Annotated in this window: 16 protein-coding genes; 7 read left to right on the forward strand and 9 right to left on the reverse strand. The window is 70.2% G+C overall.

Features of this window, described 5'->3' with window-relative positions:
* Nucleotides 1–17: 17 nt before the first annotated feature.
* Nucleotides 18–1,235 (reverse strand): NYN domain-containing protein, encoded by a 1,218-nt coding sequence (locus tag N8I87_RS10710; RefSeq protein ID WP_263207713.1) that lies wholly within the window; start codon nucleotides 1,233–1,235, stop codon nucleotides 18–20.
* Between the two features lie 224 nt (nucleotides 1,236–1,459).
* On the opposite strand from N8I87_RS10710, the gene N8I87_RS10715 reads away from it, so the two are divergent.
* Nucleotides 1,460–1,639, forward strand: a complete 180-nt coding sequence (locus N8I87_RS10715; protein WP_263207715.1) for a hypothetical protein — start codon at nucleotides 1,460–1,462, stop codon at nucleotides 1,637–1,639.
* A gap of 87 nt (nucleotides 1,640–1,726) precedes the next feature.
* On the opposite strand, the gene dnaE is transcribed toward N8I87_RS10715, so the two are convergent.
* Entirely contained in the window at nucleotides 1,727–5,266 is a 3,540-nt protein-coding gene (dnaE, locus tag N8I87_RS10720; RefSeq protein ID WP_263207717.1) for a DNA polymerase III subunit alpha, read from the reverse strand.
* Between the two features lie 212 nt (nucleotides 5,267–5,478).
* Between dnaE and N8I87_RS10725 the strand changes: the two genes are divergently transcribed.
* The 5 genes from N8I87_RS10725 (at nucleotide 5,479) to N8I87_RS10745 (ending at nucleotide 10,694) form a co-directional block, all read left to right on the forward strand.
* Entirely contained in the window at nucleotides 5,479–6,804 is a 1,326-nt protein-coding gene (locus N8I87_RS10725) for a DUF2252 domain-containing protein (protein ID WP_263207719.1), read from the forward strand.
* A gap of 67 nt (nucleotides 6,805–6,871) precedes the next feature.
* Complete coding sequence (locus N8I87_RS10730; RefSeq protein ID WP_263207722.1) at nucleotides 6,872–7,567, forward strand: hypothetical protein; 696 nt, start codon at nucleotides 6,872–6,874, stop codon at nucleotides 7,565–7,567.
* A gap of 80 nt (nucleotides 7,568–7,647) precedes the next feature.
* The gene (locus N8I87_RS10735; RefSeq protein ID WP_263207724.1) at nucleotides 7,648–8,463 is read left to right on the forward strand and encodes a DsbA family protein; all 816 of its coding nucleotides are present in this window, start codon (nucleotides 7,648–7,650) and stop codon (nucleotides 8,461–8,463) included.
* Between the two features lie 105 nt (nucleotides 8,464–8,568).
* On the forward strand, nucleotides 8,569–10,239 hold the full coding sequence (locus N8I87_RS10740; protein ID WP_263207726.1) for an alkaline phosphatase D family protein: 1,671 nt from the start codon (nucleotides 8,569–8,571) through the stop codon (nucleotides 10,237–10,239).
* A gap of 125 nt (nucleotides 10,240–10,364) precedes the next feature.
* A complete protein-coding gene (locus tag N8I87_RS10745) occupies nucleotides 10,365–10,694 on the forward strand; it encodes a hypothetical protein (protein WP_263207727.1) in 330 nt (109 codons plus the stop codon).
* A gap of 32 nt (nucleotides 10,695–10,726) precedes the next feature.
* On the opposite strand, the gene N8I87_RS10750 is transcribed toward N8I87_RS10745, so the two are convergent.
* Nucleotides 10,727–11,305 carry a dienelactone hydrolase family protein gene (locus N8I87_RS10750; RefSeq protein WP_263207729.1) on the reverse strand — a complete coding sequence of 193 codons (579 nt, stop codon included), beginning with the start codon at nucleotides 11,303–11,305 and terminating at the stop codon, nucleotides 10,727–10,729.
* Nucleotides 11,306–11,412: 107 nt separating this feature from the next.
* Between N8I87_RS10750 and N8I87_RS10755 the strand changes: the two genes are divergently transcribed.
* Nucleotides 11,413–12,516 carry a mechanosensitive ion channel family protein gene (locus N8I87_RS10755; RefSeq protein ID WP_263207731.1) on the forward strand — a complete coding sequence of 368 codons (1,104 nt, stop codon included), beginning with the start codon at nucleotides 11,413–11,415 and terminating at the stop codon, nucleotides 12,514–12,516.
* A 63-nt stretch (nucleotides 12,517–12,579) separates the two neighbouring features.
* Here the strand turns inward: N8I87_RS10755 and N8I87_RS10760 are convergent, their stop codons facing one another.
* The 6 genes from N8I87_RS10760 to N8I87_RS10785 form a co-directional block, all read right to left on the reverse strand.
* On the reverse strand, nucleotides 12,580–13,320 hold the full coding sequence (locus tag N8I87_RS10760) for an SDR family NAD(P)-dependent oxidoreductase (RefSeq protein WP_263207733.1): 741 nt from the start codon (nucleotides 13,318–13,320) through the stop codon (nucleotides 12,580–12,582).
* Nucleotides 13,321–13,438: 118 nt separating this feature from the next.
* On the reverse strand, nucleotides 13,439–15,025 hold the full coding sequence (locus N8I87_RS10765) for a Na+/H+ antiporter (RefSeq protein WP_263207735.1): 1,587 nt from the start codon (nucleotides 15,023–15,025) through the stop codon (nucleotides 13,439–13,441).
* A gap of 109 nt (nucleotides 15,026–15,134) precedes the next feature.
* Entirely contained in the window at nucleotides 15,135–15,602 is a 468-nt protein-coding gene (locus N8I87_RS10770; protein WP_263207736.1) for a GNAT family N-acetyltransferase, read from the reverse strand.
* Complete coding sequence (locus tag N8I87_RS10775) at nucleotides 15,599–16,543, reverse strand: RluA family pseudouridine synthase (RefSeq protein WP_263207738.1); 945 nt, start codon at nucleotides 16,541–16,543, stop codon at nucleotides 15,599–15,601. The genes N8I87_RS10770 and N8I87_RS10775 overlap by 4 nt, the downstream gene beginning before the upstream one ends.
* 52 nt (nucleotides 16,544–16,595) lie before the next feature.
* The gene (gene lspA / locus N8I87_RS10780; RefSeq protein WP_263207740.1) at nucleotides 16,596–17,219 is read right to left on the reverse strand and encodes a signal peptidase II; all 624 of its coding nucleotides are present in this window, start codon (nucleotides 17,217–17,219) and stop codon (nucleotides 16,596–16,598) included.
* A gap of 67 nt (nucleotides 17,220–17,286) precedes the next feature.
* Nucleotides 17,287–18,693, reverse strand: coding sequence for a TraR/DksA family transcriptional regulator (locus tag N8I87_RS10785; protein WP_263207742.1), 1,407 nt, complete (start codon nucleotides 18,691–18,693; stop codon nucleotides 17,287–17,289).
* Between the last annotated feature and the right edge of the window lie 42 nt (nucleotides 18,694–18,735).

Genomic DNA, 18,735 nt, shown 5'->3' on the forward strand with positions numbered 1-18,735 from the left:
GGGCCTCCTACCTCGATTCATTCTCCAGCAGGCGCGTGCTCCGCGGCCGTGGGGACGTCGATCTCCCGCCAGAAGCCTGCCCGGATGGCGTAACGGTCGTGCTCGTCGATCTGGTCGTCCTTGTGGGCCAGCAGCCCGAAGCGGGCCGCGTAGCGCAGCAGCTCGCCGTCGATGCGGTGCGGGATGCGCGGATACATGCCGGACAGCTTCTGCAGATGGCTCTGGTCGCTCAGCCGGGAGATCCACCGCCGGGCGAAGACCTGTCCCACCTCGTACGGGTCACCGCCGACCGTGGTGATGTCCTCCTCCCGGTCGGCCCACCGCTGCTCGGCGGTGGTCAGCTGGGCGAGCATCGGCATGGCGGCGACCTCGGCCGGCTCCGCGGCCACGCCCGGCCGGTCCACCCAGCCCTTGTCGGAGGACCAGCGCAGGGTCGCGGTCGCCGGGTGCGGGGCGGGCTGGGTGCCGGGGGCGCGCAGCGCGGCGAGGTCCTTGGGGGTGGGCACGCCCTTGGCCGGCACCCGCTCCTGGGTGCCGTTGTCCGAGACCGCGGCGGCGGGCGCGTGTTCGCCCTCCTCCGGTGGCCGCTCGGCGGCCGGGGCGAGGGAGGACTCGGGCAGCGGCGCGGAGAGGATCGCCGCGATCTCGGGGCGGGGCGCGGGCGGCGGCGCGCAGATGCCGGTGAGCTCCTTGGCGCGTACGGCCTTGGTGATCCACGTACGGTCCAGGACGCGCCGTTCGTCGGCCTCGGCGACCAGGTCCTCGGACTGGTTGTAGTCGCCGTCGGCGGCCTGTACGGCCCACAGGTGGACGGCGACTCCGTGCTCCTTGGCTGCCATCATGCCGGGCAGCAGGTCGCCGTCGCCGGTGACCAGGACGACGTCGGAGCAGGCGCGGTTGCGGGCCAGTTCGGTCAGCTCGGCGTGCATGGCGGCGTCCACGCCCTTCTGCGCCCAGCGTCCGTCGCTGCGGGTCAGTGCGCCCAGCCGGACGGTGACCCGGGGCATCACGCGCAGCCTGCGGTGCTCCGGTTGGGGGACGCGGTCGGGGGCGCCGTCGAACCAGTAGATGCGCAGCAGCGGCCGCTCGGTGTCGGCCTCGGCGCGCTCGCGCAGCGCCTGGATGAGCGCGGTGTGGTCCACGGTGATGCGGGAGCGGGAGGGTTCTCCGGCGAGGAGGCTGGCCGCGGCCCCCAGCAGATACCCGGCGTCCACCAGGACGATGCATCGGTCCACACGACTCACCCTCTTCCCCGGAGGTTTGCTTCGGGCCTGCTTCGAGTCTGCCCGACTGCGCGGGGGTTAACGGCCCGAACTCGATCTTCGGCGTGGCGTTTCGGGGCTTCGCTCGCCGACCGACCCTGTTACAGACGGTAATTATCCGACATGCGCCTCTTGTCAGGCTATGTGAATCTGATTCCGGCCCTGGCCCCTAGATCCCCCACAGGAGGCAGATCACCATGGCCAAGAACAAGAACCGCAAGCAGGGTGGCCCGCAGACCCGCGCGTCGCAGGCAGAGCAGGCCCGCGAGCAGGCGCAGCGGACGTCGGCGGAGGCGCACGAGTCTCCGGCGGCGAACATCCAGGGCAGCCCCGCTGATGTTGCCCGTAAGCAGAAGAAGAGCTTCGGCCACAACTGAATCCGGGGCTGCCCAGCCCAGGTACTGACGAGGGGCGTATCCGCTGCCGGGTACGCCCCTCGGTCATGTCCGTCCCGGGCCGGTCGCTCAGCCCGCCAGGCAGGACGGGCCGAGCAGCACCTTCAGGTCTCCGAACAGGGCCGGATCGGGCTTCACACGGTGCCGGTCGAGGCGCAGGACCGTCGTCTTGCGCGGGCCCTGGAGCCTGATGCGGACCTCGCTGTCGCCCTTGTGGTGGCTGAGGATCTCACCGAGGCGGCTGACCATGGGCGGGGTGACCCTGGTGGCCGGGATGGTCAGGATCACGGGGGCGTTGGTGCCCGCGTTGGACAGGTCCGGGACCATCAGCTCCATCGCGACGAGCCGCGGCACGTCCTCCCGCTTGTCGAGCCGGCCCTTGACGAACACGACCGCGTCCTCGACGAGTTGGGTCGAGATGAGCTGGTACGTCGCCGGGAAGAACATGCACTCGATGGAACCGGCGAGGTCCTCCACCGTGGCGATCGCCCAGGCGTTGCCCTGCTTGGTCATCTTGCGCTGCAGGCCCGAGATGATGCCGCCGATGGTGACGACCGCGCCGTCCGCGTGCTCACCTCCGGTGAGCTGGGCGATGCCCGCGTCGGCCTTGTCGGACAGCACGTGCTCCAGGCCGAAGAGCGGGTGGTCGGAGACGTACAGACCGAGCATCTCCCGCTCCTGGGCGAGCAGATAGGTCTTGTCCCACTCGTCCTCGCCGAAGACGACGTCGAGTCCGAAGCCGGGCTCGCTGCTGGTCTCCTCGCCCATCCCGCCGAAGAGGTCGAACTGTCCCTCGGCCTCCTTGCGCTTGACCGCGACCACGTTGTCGATCATCGGCTCGTACTGCGCGGTGAGGCCCTTGCGGGTGTGTCCCATGGTGTCGAAGGCGCCGGCCTTGATCAGGGATTCCGTGGTGCGCTTGTTGCACGCGACCGCCTCGACCTTGTCGAGGTAGTCGGGGAAGGAGGCGTACTTGCCCTTCGCCTTGCGGCTCTTGATGATCGACTCGACCACGTTGGTACCGACGTTGCGCACCGCTTCGAGGCCGAAGAGGATCACGTCGTCGCCCTGGGCGGCGAAGTTGTGCACCGACTCGTTGACGTTCGGCGGGAGCACCTTGATGCCCATGCGGCGGCACTCGTTGAGGTAGATCGCCGACTTGTCCTTGTCGTCCTTGACGGAGGTGAGGAGCGCGGCCATGTACTCGGCGGGGTAGTTCGCCTTGAGGTACGCGGTCCAGTACGAGACCAGGCCGTACGCGGCCGAGTGGGCCTTGTTGAACGCGTACCCGGCGAAGGGGACCAGCACGTCCCACAGGGCCTGGATGGCCTCGTCGCTGTAGCCGTTCTTACGGGCACCGGCCTGGAAGATGGTGAAGTTCTTCGCCAGTTCGTCGGGCTTCTTCTTGCCCATCACGCGGCGGAGGATGTCGGCCTCGCCGAGCGAGTACCCGGCGATGATCTGGGCGGCCTTCTGCACCTGCTCCTGATAGACGATCAGGCCGTAGGTGACGGCCAGGACCTCTTCGAGGGGCTCCTCCAGCTCCTTGTGGATCGGCGTGATCTCCTGCTGCTTGTTCTTGCGCAGCGCGTAGTTCGTATGGGAGTTCATGCCCATCGGGCCGGGGCGGTACAGGGCCGACACGGCGGAGATGTCTTCGAAGTTGTCGGGCTTCATCAGCCGCAGCAGCGAGCGCATGGGGCCGCCGTCGAACTGGAACACGCCGAGGGTGTCGCCGCGCTGGAGGAGATCGAAGGTCGTCGGGTCGTCCAGCGGGAGGCCCAGGAGGTCGATGTCGACCCCCTTGTTGGCCTTCACCATCTTGACCGCGTCGTCCATGATCGTGAGGTTGCGCAGGCCCAGGAAGTCCATCTTCAGCAGGCCGAGCGACTCACAACTCGGGTAGTCCCACTGCGTGATGGTCACGCCGTCGGTGTGGCGCACCCACACCGGGACGTGCTCGGTGATGGTCTCGCTGGACATGATCACGCCGGCGGCGTGCACGCCCATCTGCCGGACCAGGCCCTCCACACCGCGCGCGGTGTCGATGACCTTCTTCACGTCCGGCTCGTTCTCGTACATCCCGCGGACCTCGCCGGCCTCGCTGTAGCGCGGGTGGGCGGAGTCGGTGATGCCGGACAGCGGGATGCCCTTGCCGAGGACGTCGGCGGGCATGGCCTTGGTGATGCGGTCGCCCATCGCGTACGGGTAGCCGAGCACGCGCGCGGAGTCCTTGATCGCGTTCTTGGCCTTGATGGTGCCGTAGGTGCCGATCATGGCGACCTTGTCGGCGCCGTATTTCTCGGTCACGTACCTGATGACCTCGACGCGCCGACGCTCGTCGAAGTCGATGTCGACGTCGGGCATCGAGATGCGCTCGGGGTTGAGGAACCGCTCGAAGATCAGACCGTGCGGGATCGGGTCGAGGTCGGTGATGCCCATGGCGTAGGCGACGATCGAACCGGCCGCGGAGCCTCGGCCGGGGCCGACCGCGATGCCGTTGTTCTTGGCCCACATGATGAAGTCGGCGACCACGAGGAAGTAGCCGGGGAAGCCCATCGAGATGATGACGTCCATCTCGTAGTCGGCCTGCTTCTGGCGGTCCTCGGGGATGCCGCCGGGGAAGCGGCGCTCCATGCCACGGCGGACCTCCTCCTGGAACCAGGTGACCTCGCTGTAGCCCTCGGGGATGTCGAACTTGGGCATGAGGTCGCGCTTCTCGAACATGCCCGTGGTGTCGATCTGTTCGGCCACCAGGAGCGTGTTGCGGCAGCCCTCCTGCCAGGCGTCCGAGGAGTCGATGGCGTACATCTCGTCCGTGGACTTCAGGTAGTAGCCGGTGCCGTCGAACTTGAAGCGGTCGGGGTCGGAGAGGTTCTTGCCGGTCTGGATGCACAGCAGGGCGTCGTGGGCGCCCGCCTCGTGCGCGTACGTGTAGTGCGAGTCGTTGGTGACCAGCGGGGGGATGCCGAGCTTCTTGCCGATCTCCAGCAGGCCGTCGCGGACCCGGTGCTCGATGTCGATGCCGTGGTCCATCAGCTCCAGGAAGTAGCGGTCCTTGCCGAAGATGTCCTGGTAGTCGGCGGCCGCCTTCAGGGCCTCGTCGTACTGCCCGAGGCGCAGCCGGGTCTGGAGCTCGCCCGAGGGGCAGCCGGTGGAGGCGATGAGCCCCTCCGACCACTGGGCGATGGTCTCCTTGTCCATCCGGGGCCACTTCTGCAGCCAGCCCTCGGCGTACGCGTCCGAGGAGAGGCGGAAGAGGTTGTGCAGGCCCGTCGCGTTCGCCGCCCAGATCGTCTTGTGGGTGTAACCACCCGAACCGGAGACGTCGTCCCTCTTCTGGTGCGGCTGGCCCCACTGGATCTTGCGCTTGTTGCGCCGGGACTCGGGCGCGACGTAGGCCTCGATCCCGATGATCGGGGTGATTCCGGCCTTCTTCGCGGTGTGGAAGAAGTCGTACGCCCCGTGGAGGTTGCCGTGGTCGGACATGGCGATGTGCGTCATGCCCATCTCGTCGCAGGCGTTGAACATGTCCTTGAGCCGCGCGGCACCGTCCAGCAGCGAGTACTGGGTGTGGACGTGCAGGTGCGTGAAGGGCGGCTTTGACACGGTATCGGCCTCCGAGGAAAACGGGCGTCGACGATCTTCCGACCGGCTGCGGACAGTCTGGGGGACAGCGTCGAAGTCTATGCCCCGGCACTGACACATGCCGGGCACTCGCGCGTACCTTCATGCGTTGGGACAGTTCGGAAGGCCCGCCCGGCCGGACGTCCCGTCCGCCCCATACGTCACGCATCACCTGCACCAGGAGGCACCCAGCGATGTCGGTACCCCAGCTCAACGACGAGCAGCGCGGCGAGGAGATCCTCGCCGTCTTCGACACCGCCTTCGGCCAGCTCCTGGCCGCCGACCCGGCCGCGTTCCGCGTGAAGTTCCGGAAGATGGCGGCCTCGGCCTTCGCGTTCTACCGGGGCACGGCGGCCCTCTTCTACCACGACCTCGACGCCGAGAAGCGCGGCGGCCCGTACCTGGACGAGCGCACCTCGCGCGTGTGGATCCACGGCGACCTGCACGCGGAGAACTTCGGCACGTACATGGACTCGAACGGCCGTCTGGTCTTCAACGTCAACGACTTCGACGAGGCGTACGTCGGCCCCTTCACCTGGGACCTGAAGCGCTTCGCCGCCTCCGTCGCGCTGATCGGCTACGCGAAGGCGCTCAGCGACGAGCAGATCACCGAGCTGGTGCAGGTGTACGCGGGCGCGTACCGCGAGCGCGTCCACGCGCTGGCGACCGGCGCCAAGAGCGACGAGGTGCCGCCGTTCACCCTGGACACCGCGCAGGGTCCCCTCCTCGACGCGCTGCGTGACGCCCGCTCGCTGACCCGCTTCGGGCTGCTGGACTCGATGACCGAGATCCGCGACTTCGAGCGCCGCTTCGCGCCGGGCGGCGGCTCCATCGAGCTGGACGCGGCCACCCGCTACAAGGTGCTGGCCGCCTTCGACGGCTATCTGGAGACGCTGCCGGAGACCTCCCTGGCCCGCCCGGACTCGTACCGGGTCAAGGACGTCGTGGGCCGCCGCGGCATCGGCATCGGCTCGGCCGGCCTGCCGTCGTACAACATCCTCCTGGAGGGTCACAGCGACGCCCTGGAGAACGACGTCGTGATCTACATCAAGCAGGCCCAGACGCCGGCCGTCTCCCGGCACATCACGGACCCGGCGATCGCGGAGTACTTCCAGCACGAGGGCCACCGCACGGTGATCTCGCAGCGCGCCCTGCAGGCGCACGCGGACCCGTGGCTCGGCTGGACCGAGCTGGACGGCGCGGGCCAGCTGGTCGCCGAGGTCTCGCCGTACGCCGTGGACGTGGACTGGGGCGACATCGACGACCCGGAGGAGATCGCGGCCGTGGTCGCCGATCTGGGCCGGGCCACCGCCACCATGCACGCGGCGGCGGACGACACCTCCGGCGAGTCCCTGGTGCCGTTCTCCACGGAGCGGGCCATCGACGCGGCGATCGCGGCCGACGAGGAGGGCTTCGCGGGCCTGCTGTCGGACTTCGCGCACAGTTACGGCGCACGCGCGCGTGCCGACCATCAGATCTTCGTGGACCTGTTCCGCAACGGCCGGATTCCGGGGCTGTAACCTTCCCGGATCCACAGGCTCCCTTTAGGGGTCTCTTACCTGAGTACGTGACAGACTCTCCAGCGTTATGGACATATCCGGGACTCAGCTCAGAGCCGTGCGCGCGGCGCTGTTCACGGCCTTCGTCGTGACGCTCAGCACCGCGTCGCACGTCCTGCTGTCCCGGGCCCCGCTGCCGCTGACGACCGTGGCGGCGGTCACCGCCGGAGTGTTCCTCGCCGCGTACGCGCTGGCGGGCCGCGAGCGCGGCTTCGGCCGCATCGCGGCGCTGCTGGTCCCGCTGGAACTGGCCGCCGACACGGTGTTCACCACCGGCCAGCACGAGTGCTACGGCAGGGCGGGCGGCCCGGTCACCGGCCCGCTGCGCGCGGTCGGCCTGGACGTGCTGTGCGGCGGCGGCGCCGTGGGCACGCCGCTGGCCCAGGTGACCGGCGGCCCCGGCCACGCCTCCGCACTGCTCGCGCACGCCGACCCGGCCGCGGCCTGGCTGCTGCTCGCCGCGCACATAGGCGTCGGTCTCCTCGCCGCCGCCTGGCTGCGCCGGGGCGAGCGGGCGCTGACTCAGCTCGTGCGGGCGGTGGCCGCGACCACCTTCCGGCCGCTGCTGCTGGCGGTGGCCGCGGTGACGGTGCGGCCGGCTCCGGTGCACCGGCTGCCGCGCCCCGCGCCACGCGGGGCCACCGCCCGCGATCTTCTCTTCGTGCACTCCCTGGGACGGCGTGGACCGCCGTGGTCCTGCTCCCGCTCACTGGCCCTCGCCTGAGCGACGGCGGCTGAGCACAAGCGGTCCCCCACACGTATCCCGCGCACGACACATGCGCGTCCCACATGGAGATCACCAACATGAGCAAGCGGAACAGCCAGGCGGCGAAGAATGCGGCCCGGGAGCGGCTGCGTCAGGAGCGCGAGAAGCAGGCCAAGCGCGCCAAGGTCAAGCGGCAGGTCATCGTGGCCTGCTCGGTGGTGGCCGTCATGGCCGCGGCGGGCGGCATCGGCTACGCCGTCGTCCAGGCCAACAAGCCCAGCTACTGGGAGGGCATGAAGGACGCCAAGGTCGTCGCCCCGGCCAACGCCACGGGCACGAACGGCACCACGGTCGTCATCGGCAAGGACACCGCCAAGAAGACCCTCAAGGTCTACGAGGACCCGCGCTGCCCGGTGTGTGCCTCGTTCGAGCAGGCCGTCAGTTCGACCGTGAAGAAGGACGTCGACGGCGGCAAGTACAAGCTCCAGTTCATCAGCGGCACGTTCCTCGACACGCACGACAACGGCGAGGGTTCCAAGAACGCGCTCAGCGCACTGGGTGCCGCGCTCAACGTCAGCCCCGAGGCGTTCCTCGAGTACAAGACCGCGATGTACTCCGCGAAGTGGCACCCGGAAGAGACGACCGACACGTTCAAGGACGACAGCTACCTCATCAAGGTCGCCGACACCGTGCCCGCGCTGAAGGGCAACGCAAAGTTCCAGGACGCGGTCAAGAAGGGCACCTACGACGCCTGGGCGATGGCCATGTCGAAGACCTTCGACGACAACAAGGACGGCGTGACGGGCACCCCGACCTTCGTCATGGACGGCAAGAAGCTCACGACCTCGGACCCCAACCAGCCCTGGACAGTGGCCGAGTTCAACTCGGCGGTGGACGCGGCTCTGAAGGGCTGACGCCCCGTCCGACGGCCCGTCGGAATCTGATCGCCGCATGAAAAGCGGGCGAATTTTCGACGTTCGCCCGCTTCTCGCCTGTACCGATCAGTAACCTGATCGGCCGTGACTAGTCCATACAAGCCATCCGAGGCAGCCAAGCGCCTCAACTCGCTCTCGCCCCGCCGCCGTACGGTCGTCAAGGCCGCGGCGGCGACCGCTGTCCTGGCCGGACCGCTCGCCGCCGCGCTGCCGGCGCGCGCCGCCGACCAGGCCCCCGCCTTCCTGCACGGTGTCGCCTCCGGTGACCCGCTGCCCGACGGCATCCTGCTGTGGACCCGTGTGACCCCCACCGCCGACGCGGTACCCGGCTCCGGGATCGGCCCGGACACCGAGGTGAGCTGGGTCGTCGCCACGGACAAGTCGCTGACGAACATCGTCGCCAAGGGGTCCACCACCGCGACCGCCGCCTCCGACCACACGGTAAAGGCCGACATCCGCGGCCTCGCCCCGGCCACCGACTACTGGTTCCGCTTCTCGGCAGGCGGTACCGACTCCCCGGTGGCGCGTACCCGCACCGCGCCGGCGGCGGACGCGGCCGTGCCGGGCCTGCGCTTCGGTGTGGTCTCCTGCGCCAACTGGGAGGCGGGCTACTTCTCCTCCTACCGCCACCTCGCGGCCCGCAGCGACCTGGACGCCTGGCTCCACCTCGGCGACTACATCTACGAGTACGGCACCGGCGAGTACGGCACGCGCGGCACCGTCGTGCGGCAGCACGCGCCCACCCACGAGATCCTCACGCTCGCCGACTACCGCACCCGGCACGGCAAGTACAAGACCGACCCGGACCTACAGGCCCTGCACGCCAAGGCGCCGGTCGTGGCGATCTGGGACGACCACGAGTTCGCCAACGACTCCTGGTCCGGCGGCGCCGAGAACCACACCGAGGGCGCCGAGGGCGCCTGGAGTGCCCGTCAGGCGGCGGCCAAGCAGGCCTACTTCGAGTGGATGCCGGTCCGCCCGGCGATCGCGGGCACCACCTACCGCCGACTGCGCTTCGGCAAGCTCGTCGACCTCTCGCTGCTGGACCTGCGGTCCTTCCGCTCCCAGCAGGTCAAGGTCGGCAACGGCTCGGTCGACGACCCCGACCGCACCATCACGGGCCGCGCGCAGCTCGACTGGCTGAAGGCCGGCCTGAAGGCCTCCGACACCACCTGGCGGCTGGTCGGCAACTCCGTGATGATCTCGCCGTTCTCCTTCGGCTCCCTCTCCGCCGATCTGCTCAAGCCGCTGGCCAAGCTGCTCGGGCTGCCGCAGGAGGGCATCGCCGCCAACACCGACCAGTGGGACGGCTACACCGACGACCGCCGCGAGCTGCTGGCCCACCTGCGCTCCAACGCCATCCGCAACACCGTCTTCCTGACCGGTGACATCCACATGGCGTGGGCCAACGACGTGCCGGTGGACGCGGGCACCTACCCGCTGTCGGCCTCGGCCGCCACGGAGTTCGTGGTCACCTCGGTGACCTCCGACAACCTCGACGACATCCTCAAGGTCTCCGAGGGCTCCGTCTCCACGGTCGCCTCGCCGATCATCCGTGCCGCCAACCGGCACGTCCACTGGGTCGACACCGACCGCCACGGCTACGGCGTCCTGGACATCACCGCCGACCGCGCGCAGATGGACTACTACGTCCTGTCCGACCGCACCAATGCCGACGCCACCTCGTCCTGGGCGCGTTCGTACCGAACGCGCACCGGCACGCAGAAGGTCGAGCGGACCTACGACCCGGTGTAAAAAGACCGACGCCCGGAGCAACCGAGAAGATCTTTCCAGCATCGAACACACTAGCGGGTCGCCCTACCTGGCGGCCCGCCAGGTCTGTTCATGATTGGAGTCACATGGCCACCCCCCAAGGTGTCTTGAAGAAGACCGCGACGATTGCCGCTGCCATGACGCTCGCCGGGCTCGCCTCCGTCGCTCAGGCGACGGAGGTCTCGGCAGCACCGGCCTTCGTCAATCTGACCGTGCTGGACAGGGGCGGTGCCCCCATCTACGCGCAGCCCACCTCCTCGTCGCACAAGTTCCGCACGGTGCCGTTCAACACGACCCTGCGCATCCAGTGCTCGACCCGCCACACTCCCTCGGGGGCCCTGTGGTTCCGGCTCTACGACTCGATGCCGACGGCCTGGGTGTACTCCGGGCACTTCATGTCCTTGGTGCACAACCCCAAGGAGTGCTTCCCGGGCTGAGGCGGCGGCAGCTGCCGACCAGTCGGTCCGCGCTAGGCGGTCCGCAGACTGTCGAGGAAGCCGAGCGCCACCCGCCAGGTGGCCTCGGCGGCCTCCTCGTCGTAGTCCGGGAGGCCGGGATCGGTGTAGAGATGGCCCGCCCCGGCGTATCTGTAGACCTCCACATCGGCGCCCGCCCGGCCCATCTGCAGATACCAGGCGCTCAGCCAGTCGTCCGTCTCGAACGGGTCCGGCTCGGCCACATGCAGCTGGACCGGCAGCTCGTCCACCGAGGCGTTCGGCGCGATGTCCGACGTGCCGTGCAGGAGCAGCAGTCCGCGCGCCTTCTCGTCGCCGAGGGCCAGGGTCTGCGCGACGGAGGCGCCCAGCGAGAACCCGGCGTACACCAGCCCCCGCTCCGAGTAGGGCGCCGCCGCCAGGACCGCCCGCCTCAGCAGCTCGTCCTTGCCGATCTCCTCCTTGAAGGCCATGCCCTCCTCGACCGTCTCGAACGTGCGCCCCTCGAAGAGGTCCGGCGTCCACACCTCGTGCCCAGCGGCCCGCAGACGGTCCGCCGCCGCGCGCACCGCGGGCCCAAGGCCATAGGTCGAGTGAAAGAGCATGATGTTCATGAGGCCATCGTGCCAGCCGCCTGCGACAGCCCCGGACCACGGCCCTGCCCGTCCAGCTCCCGAACACACATGTTCGTGACCCCCCGGTGCCGGTTACGTTCGGGGGCATGGAGAACGTACTGCGCCCTGTGATCGTGGTCGGCGGCGCCGTCGTCCTGACCGTGCTGATCGGGTGGGCCACGGATCTGCTGCTGCGCAAGGCCGACGAACGGCACAGCGAGACGCCTCTGTGGGGCCTGCTGCGCCGCGCCCGCGTCCCCTACCAGCTGGTGCTGTGCGCGGCCCTGCTCAGAGGCTCCTACGACCAGGCGGAACTGCTTCAGGAGCACCGAGTCGGCATCGGCCGGGCCCTGACCCTGGTGCTGATCGGGTCGGCGGCCTGGCTGGTGGTGCGCATCGCGGCGGCGGTCGTCGAAACCTCCTACAGCCGCTACGCCCGCGCGCACCGCGACCCGGCCCGGCTCCGCCGGGTCCGCACCCAGGTGTCGCTGATCATGCGCGTGGTCTCGGCGGTCGTCGGGGTGGTCGCCGTGGCCTCGATGCTGCTGACGTTCCCAGCGATGCGCGCGGCCGGCGCCTCGCTGCTGGCCTCCGCCGGCATCCTGGGCATCGTCGCCGGTGTCGCCGCGCAGTCCACGCTGGCCAATATGTTCGCGGGGCTGCAGATCGCCTTCGGCGACATGGTGCGGCTCGGCGACACCGTCGTGGTGGACGGCGAGTGGGGCACGGTCGAAGAGATCACGCTGACCTTTCTGACCGTACGCACCTGGGACGAGCGCCGGATCACCATGCCCGTGTCGTACTTCACCTCCAAACCCTTCGAGAACTGGTCCCGCGGCACCCCGCAGATGACCGGGATCGTGTTCTGGCACCTCGACCACTCGGCACCCGTCGAGGCGATGCGCGAGAAGCTCCGGGACCTGCTGCGCGAGTGTCCGGCGTGGGACGGCCGTGACTACTCGCTCGCGGTCACCGACTCCACGCCGAACACCCTGCAGGTACGCGCGCTGGTGACCGCCAAGGACGCGGACGACGTGTGGACCGTGCGGGTCACGGTCCGCGAGCAGATGATCCGCTGGCTGTGCGCGGAGCATCCGTACGCGCTGCCCCGGGTCAACACCGCGGACGCGGTCCTGCCGCCGGGCGGCATCCCCTCCCCGGACGGCGCGCCGCGCCGGGCGCACGAGCCACCGCGTACCGGCAGGGGGTGAACCCCGTGTGTGGGTGTGCCCCGGTGAACCCCGTGAACCCCTCCTTCATCGGATCCACTGCTGTCAGTGACCTCGTTCGGCGCCCCCGTTGACCTGGATGATCTGCGAGGTGATGTGCCCGGCCAGCGGGGAGGCCAGCCAGTGCAGGGTGGCGGCGACGTCCCCGGGGGTGCCGGCCCGGCCGGTGGACGTCTCGGCGACGAGCCGTTCCCGTCTCTCCTCCTCGATGGGTCCGCCGAAGAAGTCGGTGTCCTCGACATAGCCCGGCGCCACCACGTTCACAGTGACACCGCGCGGCCCCAGCTCCCGGGCCAGGTCATGGGCGTAGGGGTGGAGGGCGGCCTTGGAGGCGGCGTAGGCCCCGCTGCCCGAGCCGCGGAAGGCGGCTATGGAGCTCAGGAACAGCACCCGGCCTCCCGGGTCGGCCAGCCGGTCCTTGAGCGCCTCCGTGAGCAGCACGGCGGTGAGGGTGTTGAGCCGGAAGTTGACACCCCAGGCATGTGCGAGGGCGTCGAGCGGATCGTCGGTCGCGGGCGCGGGCTCCAGTCCCCCGTTGCCCCCGGCGCTGTGCACGAGCACGTCCACGGTGCCCAGTTCCTCGGCGACGAACCGGGCCACGCCCCGCACGTCCGCCGGGTCGCCGAGGTCGGCCGCACGGGTGAGTGCCCCGGGCACCCCGGCCTTCTCCAGCACCTCCGCGCGCCGCCCGAGGAGCAGCACCCGGTCCCCGTCCGCCGCGAAGACCCGCGCCGTCGCGAGCCCGATCCCCGTACCGCCACCACTGATCACAATGTTGCGAGCCATGATCCGAGAGTACGAGCGCCACGACGACCCGGCCTCCGGATATCCACAGCGGCCGTGTGTTCGTATGACCGCCATCGCGTCGGGTGTGCGGCCGTCGTGGGGACGGCGTCGCGCGCCCTCAGCGCAGACTGCGCACATCCAGATGCCGAAGCACCCGGTCCACGATCTCCGGATCCGCCCCCGGCTCGCTCCGCGCCGCCAGCACCTCGTGGCGCGCCGCGCTCAGCATCTCCCCCTGGATCCGCCGCACCCGCCTCAGCTTCCGGACCCGCAGCTGGTGGGCCTCCCGCCGCTCCTCCTCGCCCATGTCCGGGCTGATCCGCACCCCGATGTCGTAGGCGCTGCGCAGCATCTGCTCGGACAGGTCCTCCGACAGGTCCTCGACCTGCTCGATCTCCCGGAGCCTGCGCTTGGCCGCCTTCGCCGCCCGCACGGCCAGCCGCTTCTCGAACTCCTTCTCCCGCTCGTTGTCGGCCCGCACCCCCAGCCGCTTCACGAGCCACGGCAGGGTCAGCCCCTGCAGCACCAGCGTCGCCATGATCACCCCGAACGCGATGAACACGATCTCGTCCCGGTCGGGGAAGCCGGACCCGGCGTCGGTCTTCAGCGGGATGGCCAGCGCCAGCGCCACCGAGGCCACCCCGCGCATCCCCGACCACCACATGACGACCGTCTCCCGCCAGCTCATCGGAATGTCCTCGTCGTAGTCCCGCTTGGCGTGCAGCCGCTTGGTCAGCCAGGTGGCCGGGAGCAGCCACACCAGCCGTACGAACACCACCACGGCCACGACGGTGCCCGCCCAGCCCAGCATCTCGCCCCACCGCCCGGACGCCGTGCGGATCGCGTTGTGCAGCTCCAGGCCGATCAGCCCGAACGCGACCCCGGTGACGAGCGTGTCCACGATGTCCCAGAACGTGTGCCCGGCAAGCCGTGTCATCACGTCGTCGGCGCCCAGGGCGTACTCGGCCAGGAACAGCGCGGCGGTGAGCACGGCGAGGACCCCGGACCCGTGCCATTCTTCCGCGAGCACGTAGGACGCGTACGGCACCAGCAGGGTCAGACCGATCTGCAGGGTCGGGTCCCCCAGCAGGTCGAGCAGCTTGTTCGCGCCCCAGCCCAGCGCGAGCCCCACGGCCACGGCGACCACCGCGGACAGCACGAGGTCGAGACCGGCCCGCCACGGCGAGAATGTGCCGCTGACGACGGCGGCGATCGCCACGTGGTAGAGCACGATCGCCGTGACGTCGTTGAACAGCCCCTCGCCCTCCAGGATCGACACCAGCCGGCGCGGCAGCCCGAGCTGCCCCGCGACGGCGGTGGCGGCCACCGGGTCGGGCGGAGCCACCAGCGCGCCCAGCGCCACGGCGGCGGCCATCGACAGCCCCGGCACGATCGCCCCGGCGACGGCGGCCACACTCGCCGTGGTGACGAACACGAGGGCCACGGCCAGCAGGAAGATCGGCCGTTTGTTGGCCGCGAACTGCCGCCACGAGGTCCGTCGCACCGCCGCGTACAGCAGGGGCGGCAGCAGCAGCGGCAGGATCAGCTCGGGCGGGAAGTCCACGTTCGGCACGAAGTCGGCCACCGCGAGGGCGATGCCGAGCAGCGTCATGAGCACCGGAGCGGGCAGTCCCAGCCGGTCCCCCACCGGCACGCTCACCAGGGCCCCCAGCAGCAACACGAACAACAGGGCCAACTGATCCACGGGCGGCGCTCCGGGAGTCGACGATCACGCAGCAGGCCTCAAGCCTGCCACGGCCGCCTCGGCACCGGCCTGTCGGCGGCCCCGGCCGGTACGTCGCCGGCCCCGGGCGCTACAGGGAGCGCCGCATCGCCCGGTGCGGGATCCCCGCCTCCTGGTACTCCGGGCCGTACGCCTCGTACCCGAGCCGCTCGTAGAAGCCCAGCGCGTGCGTCTGGGCGTGCAGGTCCAGCGCCGTCAGCCCACGCGCGCGTGCCGCCTCCTCGATGGCCCGCACGAGCGCGACACCGACGCCCAGCCCACGCGCCTCCCGTGCGACGGCGAGCCGCCCCAGGGAGCCCACCGACGGGTCGCCGCCGGTCTTCGAAGCGGCCGCCTCGCCGGACAGCAGCCGCCCGGTGCCGAGCGGCACGCCGTCCTCCCGGACGGCCAGCACATGCACGGCCACGGCGTCGTACTCGTCGTACTCGATGTCCTGCGGGACGCGCTGCTCGACGACGAAGACCTCCTTGCGCACCGCGAAGCACGCCTCGCGATCGGCCGGGTCGTCGGCGATCCGCACGGTGCAGGCGGCACTCATGCCCAGGTCTCCTCGCGGACCTGGTCCAGGGCCTGCTGAAGGTCCTCGGGGTAGTCGCACTCGAACTCGACCCACTGCCCGTCCCCGGGGTGCTCGAAGCCGAGCCGGACGGCGTGCAGCCACTGGCGGGTGAGGCGGAGCCGCTTGGCGAGGGTCGGGTCGGCGCCATAGGTCAGGTCGCCGACGCAGGGGTGGCGGTGGGCGGCCATGTGGACGCGGATCTGGTGGGTGCGGCCGGTCTCCAGCTTCACGTCGAGCAGGGAGGCGGCGCGGAAGGCCTCGATGAGGTCGTAGTGCGTCACGGAGGGCTTGCCGTCGGCCGTGACCGCCCACTTGTAGTCGTGGTTGGGATGGCGGCCGATGGGCGCGTCGATGGTGCCGCTGGTCGGGTCGGGGTGGCCCTGGACGAGCGTGTGGTAGCGCTTGTCGACCGTGCGCTCCTTGAACTGGCGCTTGAGCGACGTGTACGCGTACTCGGACTTGGCGACCACCATCAGGCCGGAGGTGCCGACGTCGAGGCGGTGCACGATGCCCTGGCGCTCCGCGGCGCCCGAGGTGGAGATCCGGTAGCCGGCGGCGGCCAGGCCGCCGATCACGGTCGGTCCGCTCCAGCCCGGCGACGGGTGCGCGGCGACGCCGACCGGCTTGACGATCACGACCACGTCATCGTCGTCGTGCACGATCTCCATGCCCTCGACCGGCTCGGCCACCACCTGCACCGGCGCGGGCGCCTGCGGCATCTCGACCTCGAGCCAGGCGCCGCCGCGCACCCGCTCGGACTTGCCGACCACCGAGCCGTCGACCTGCACCTTGCCTGCTGCGGCGAGCTCCGCCGCCTTCGTACGGGAGAAGCCGAACATGCGGGAGATGGCGGCGTCGACGCGCTCGCCCTCCAGGCCGTCGGGCACGGGCAGGGTACGGATCTCGGGAATCGTGCTCACCCGTCGAGTATGCCGGACGGGTGAGACAGCCCCGTACGAGAGCGCCGCGGCCTCAGTCCTTGTGGACGGTGCCGTCCGGGTCCAGACCGCGGAAGGACAGCAGCACGATCAGGATGCCGCCGCAGACGATCGCCGAGTCGGCCAGGTTGAAGACCGCGAAGCCCTTGGGCGCGATGAAGTCGACGACCTCGCCCTCGAAGAGTCCCGGCGACCGGAAGATCCGGTCGGTGAGGTTGCCGAGCGCACCGCCGAGCAGCAGACCGAGCGCGATCGCCCAGGGCAGGCTGTAGAGCTTGCGGGCGAGGCGGATGATCACCACGATCACGGCGGCCGCGATCACCGTGAAGATGATCGTGAAGGCCTGTCCGAAGCCGAAGGCCGCACCGGGGTTGCGCAGGGCGTTGAGCTCCAGCCAGTCCCCGACGAGCTTGATCGGCGCGTGGTGCTCCAGCCTCGCGACCACGAGCATCTTGCTGATCAGGTCGAGGGCGTACGCGAATGCGGCCACCGCGAACAGCACCGCGATCCGGCGCCTGCCCCGGGGCCGCTCGGCCACGGTCCCCCGCTCGTCCGCGCCGGACGCACCGGAGACCACGGGCGCGCCGGCCGCTGCCGCCCGGTCGCCTCCGTCGTCCGGGGTGTCCGGCGTACCGATGATGCGCTCCGCCTCTGCCACGTGAGTCCCTCAACCTAGGTGCCTGACTGAGGACGAGACTACGGCACGCCTCGGACGACCCCTGTGCTCAGTAGCGGCGTTCCTGCTTCTGCTTGCACTCCACGCACAGGGTGGCTCGCGGGAAGGCCTGCATCCGGGCCTTGCCGATGGGGTTGCCGCAGTTCTCGCACAGGCCGTAGGTGCCCGCGTCCAGGCGTTCCAGGGCGCGCCCGGTCTGGACGAGCATCTCGCGCGCGTTGGCGGCCAGGGCCATCTCGTGCTCGCGCGTGATGTTCTTGGTGCCGGTGTCCGCCTGGTCGTCGCCGGCGCCGTCCCCCGAGTCCCGCATCAGGCCCACGATGGACTCCTCGGAGGAGGTGATCTCGGCACGCAGCCGCTCCTCCTCGGACAGCAGCTCGGCGCGTGCCTCCTCGACCTCCTCCGGCGTCCAGGGGTCCTCGCCCGGGCGCACCGCGAGTTCGCCGGGCTCCACCGCGGCAACCCGCGCCTTGGGGACTGCGGTCTTCGCCGCCGTGGCCGTGCCAGGAGTCTTCTTCGCAACCACCGTCGTGGCTCCCGTCTGCTTCGCGGCCCGCGCCGCGCCCGCTTTCTTGGCCGTGCTCTTCTTGGCCGCCCCCTTGGTGGAGGTGCTCTTCCGGGAGGCGCCCTCGGCGCCGACGCTCTCCGTGCCCCCCTCGGCGACAGCCTTTTCGGAGGCGGCGGCCTTCCCGGCACCCGCCTTCCCCGCGACCGCCTTCTTCCCGACGGTCTTCTTGGCGGCCCCCTTCTTCTCCGCCTTCTCCGCCTTCTCCACGACTTTCGTCTCGGCGGCCTTCTTCTCCGCGGCCTTCTTCTCCGCGGCCTTCTTCGCGGCGGCCGTCTTCGCGGCGGCCGTCTTCTTCGAGGTGGCGGCCCTCTTGGCTGCCGTCCTCGTGTCGCCGCCGGTCGTCTCCTCAACAGCCGTCTGTTCCGCAATCGACGTCTTCACGGTCACCTTCTTGGCAGCGGGCTTCTTGGCGACGGGCTTCTTTGCGCCCGTCGCCTTGGCAGCCGACTCCTTGCCGGCCAACTTCTTCGCGGCGGCCTTCTTCGAAGCGGTCTGCTTCGAGGCGGCCTGCCTGGTCGCAGCCTGCTCGGTGGCAGCCTTCCCGGCAGCCGTCGTCCCGGTGGCCGCCGTCCCGGTTGCCGCCTTCTTGCCCGCTCGTCTCCCGCCCCCCTCCCCCTCGGCCGCCTTCCTCGAAGGAGCCGCCTTCGTAGCGGTCGCCTTCTTCGCGACGGTCTCCTCGGCACCGGTCGACCGCACGGCCTTGACCGGCTTCACAGGCTTCACCGGCTTCACGGAGTTCGCGGCCCCCGCAGCGGTGCCCTTCTGCGTGCTCTTCTTCCCCCCTATGCCCTTGGCCGTACCGCCGGAGGCATCCGCGCTGCCGGAGGCCGCCGCGCCCCTGGACCTGCCGGACGCCGACTGCTGTACGGCGGTCTGTTTCACCACCATGGCCGCGGCCCCTTCACATATTGTGATCTTGCACGCGAATCG

Origin of the sequence: Streptomyces sp. HUAS 15-9 (assembly GCF_025642155.1) — a bacterium.
Taxonomy (GTDB): Bacteria; Actinomycetota; Actinomycetes; order Streptomycetales; family Streptomycetaceae; genus Streptomyces.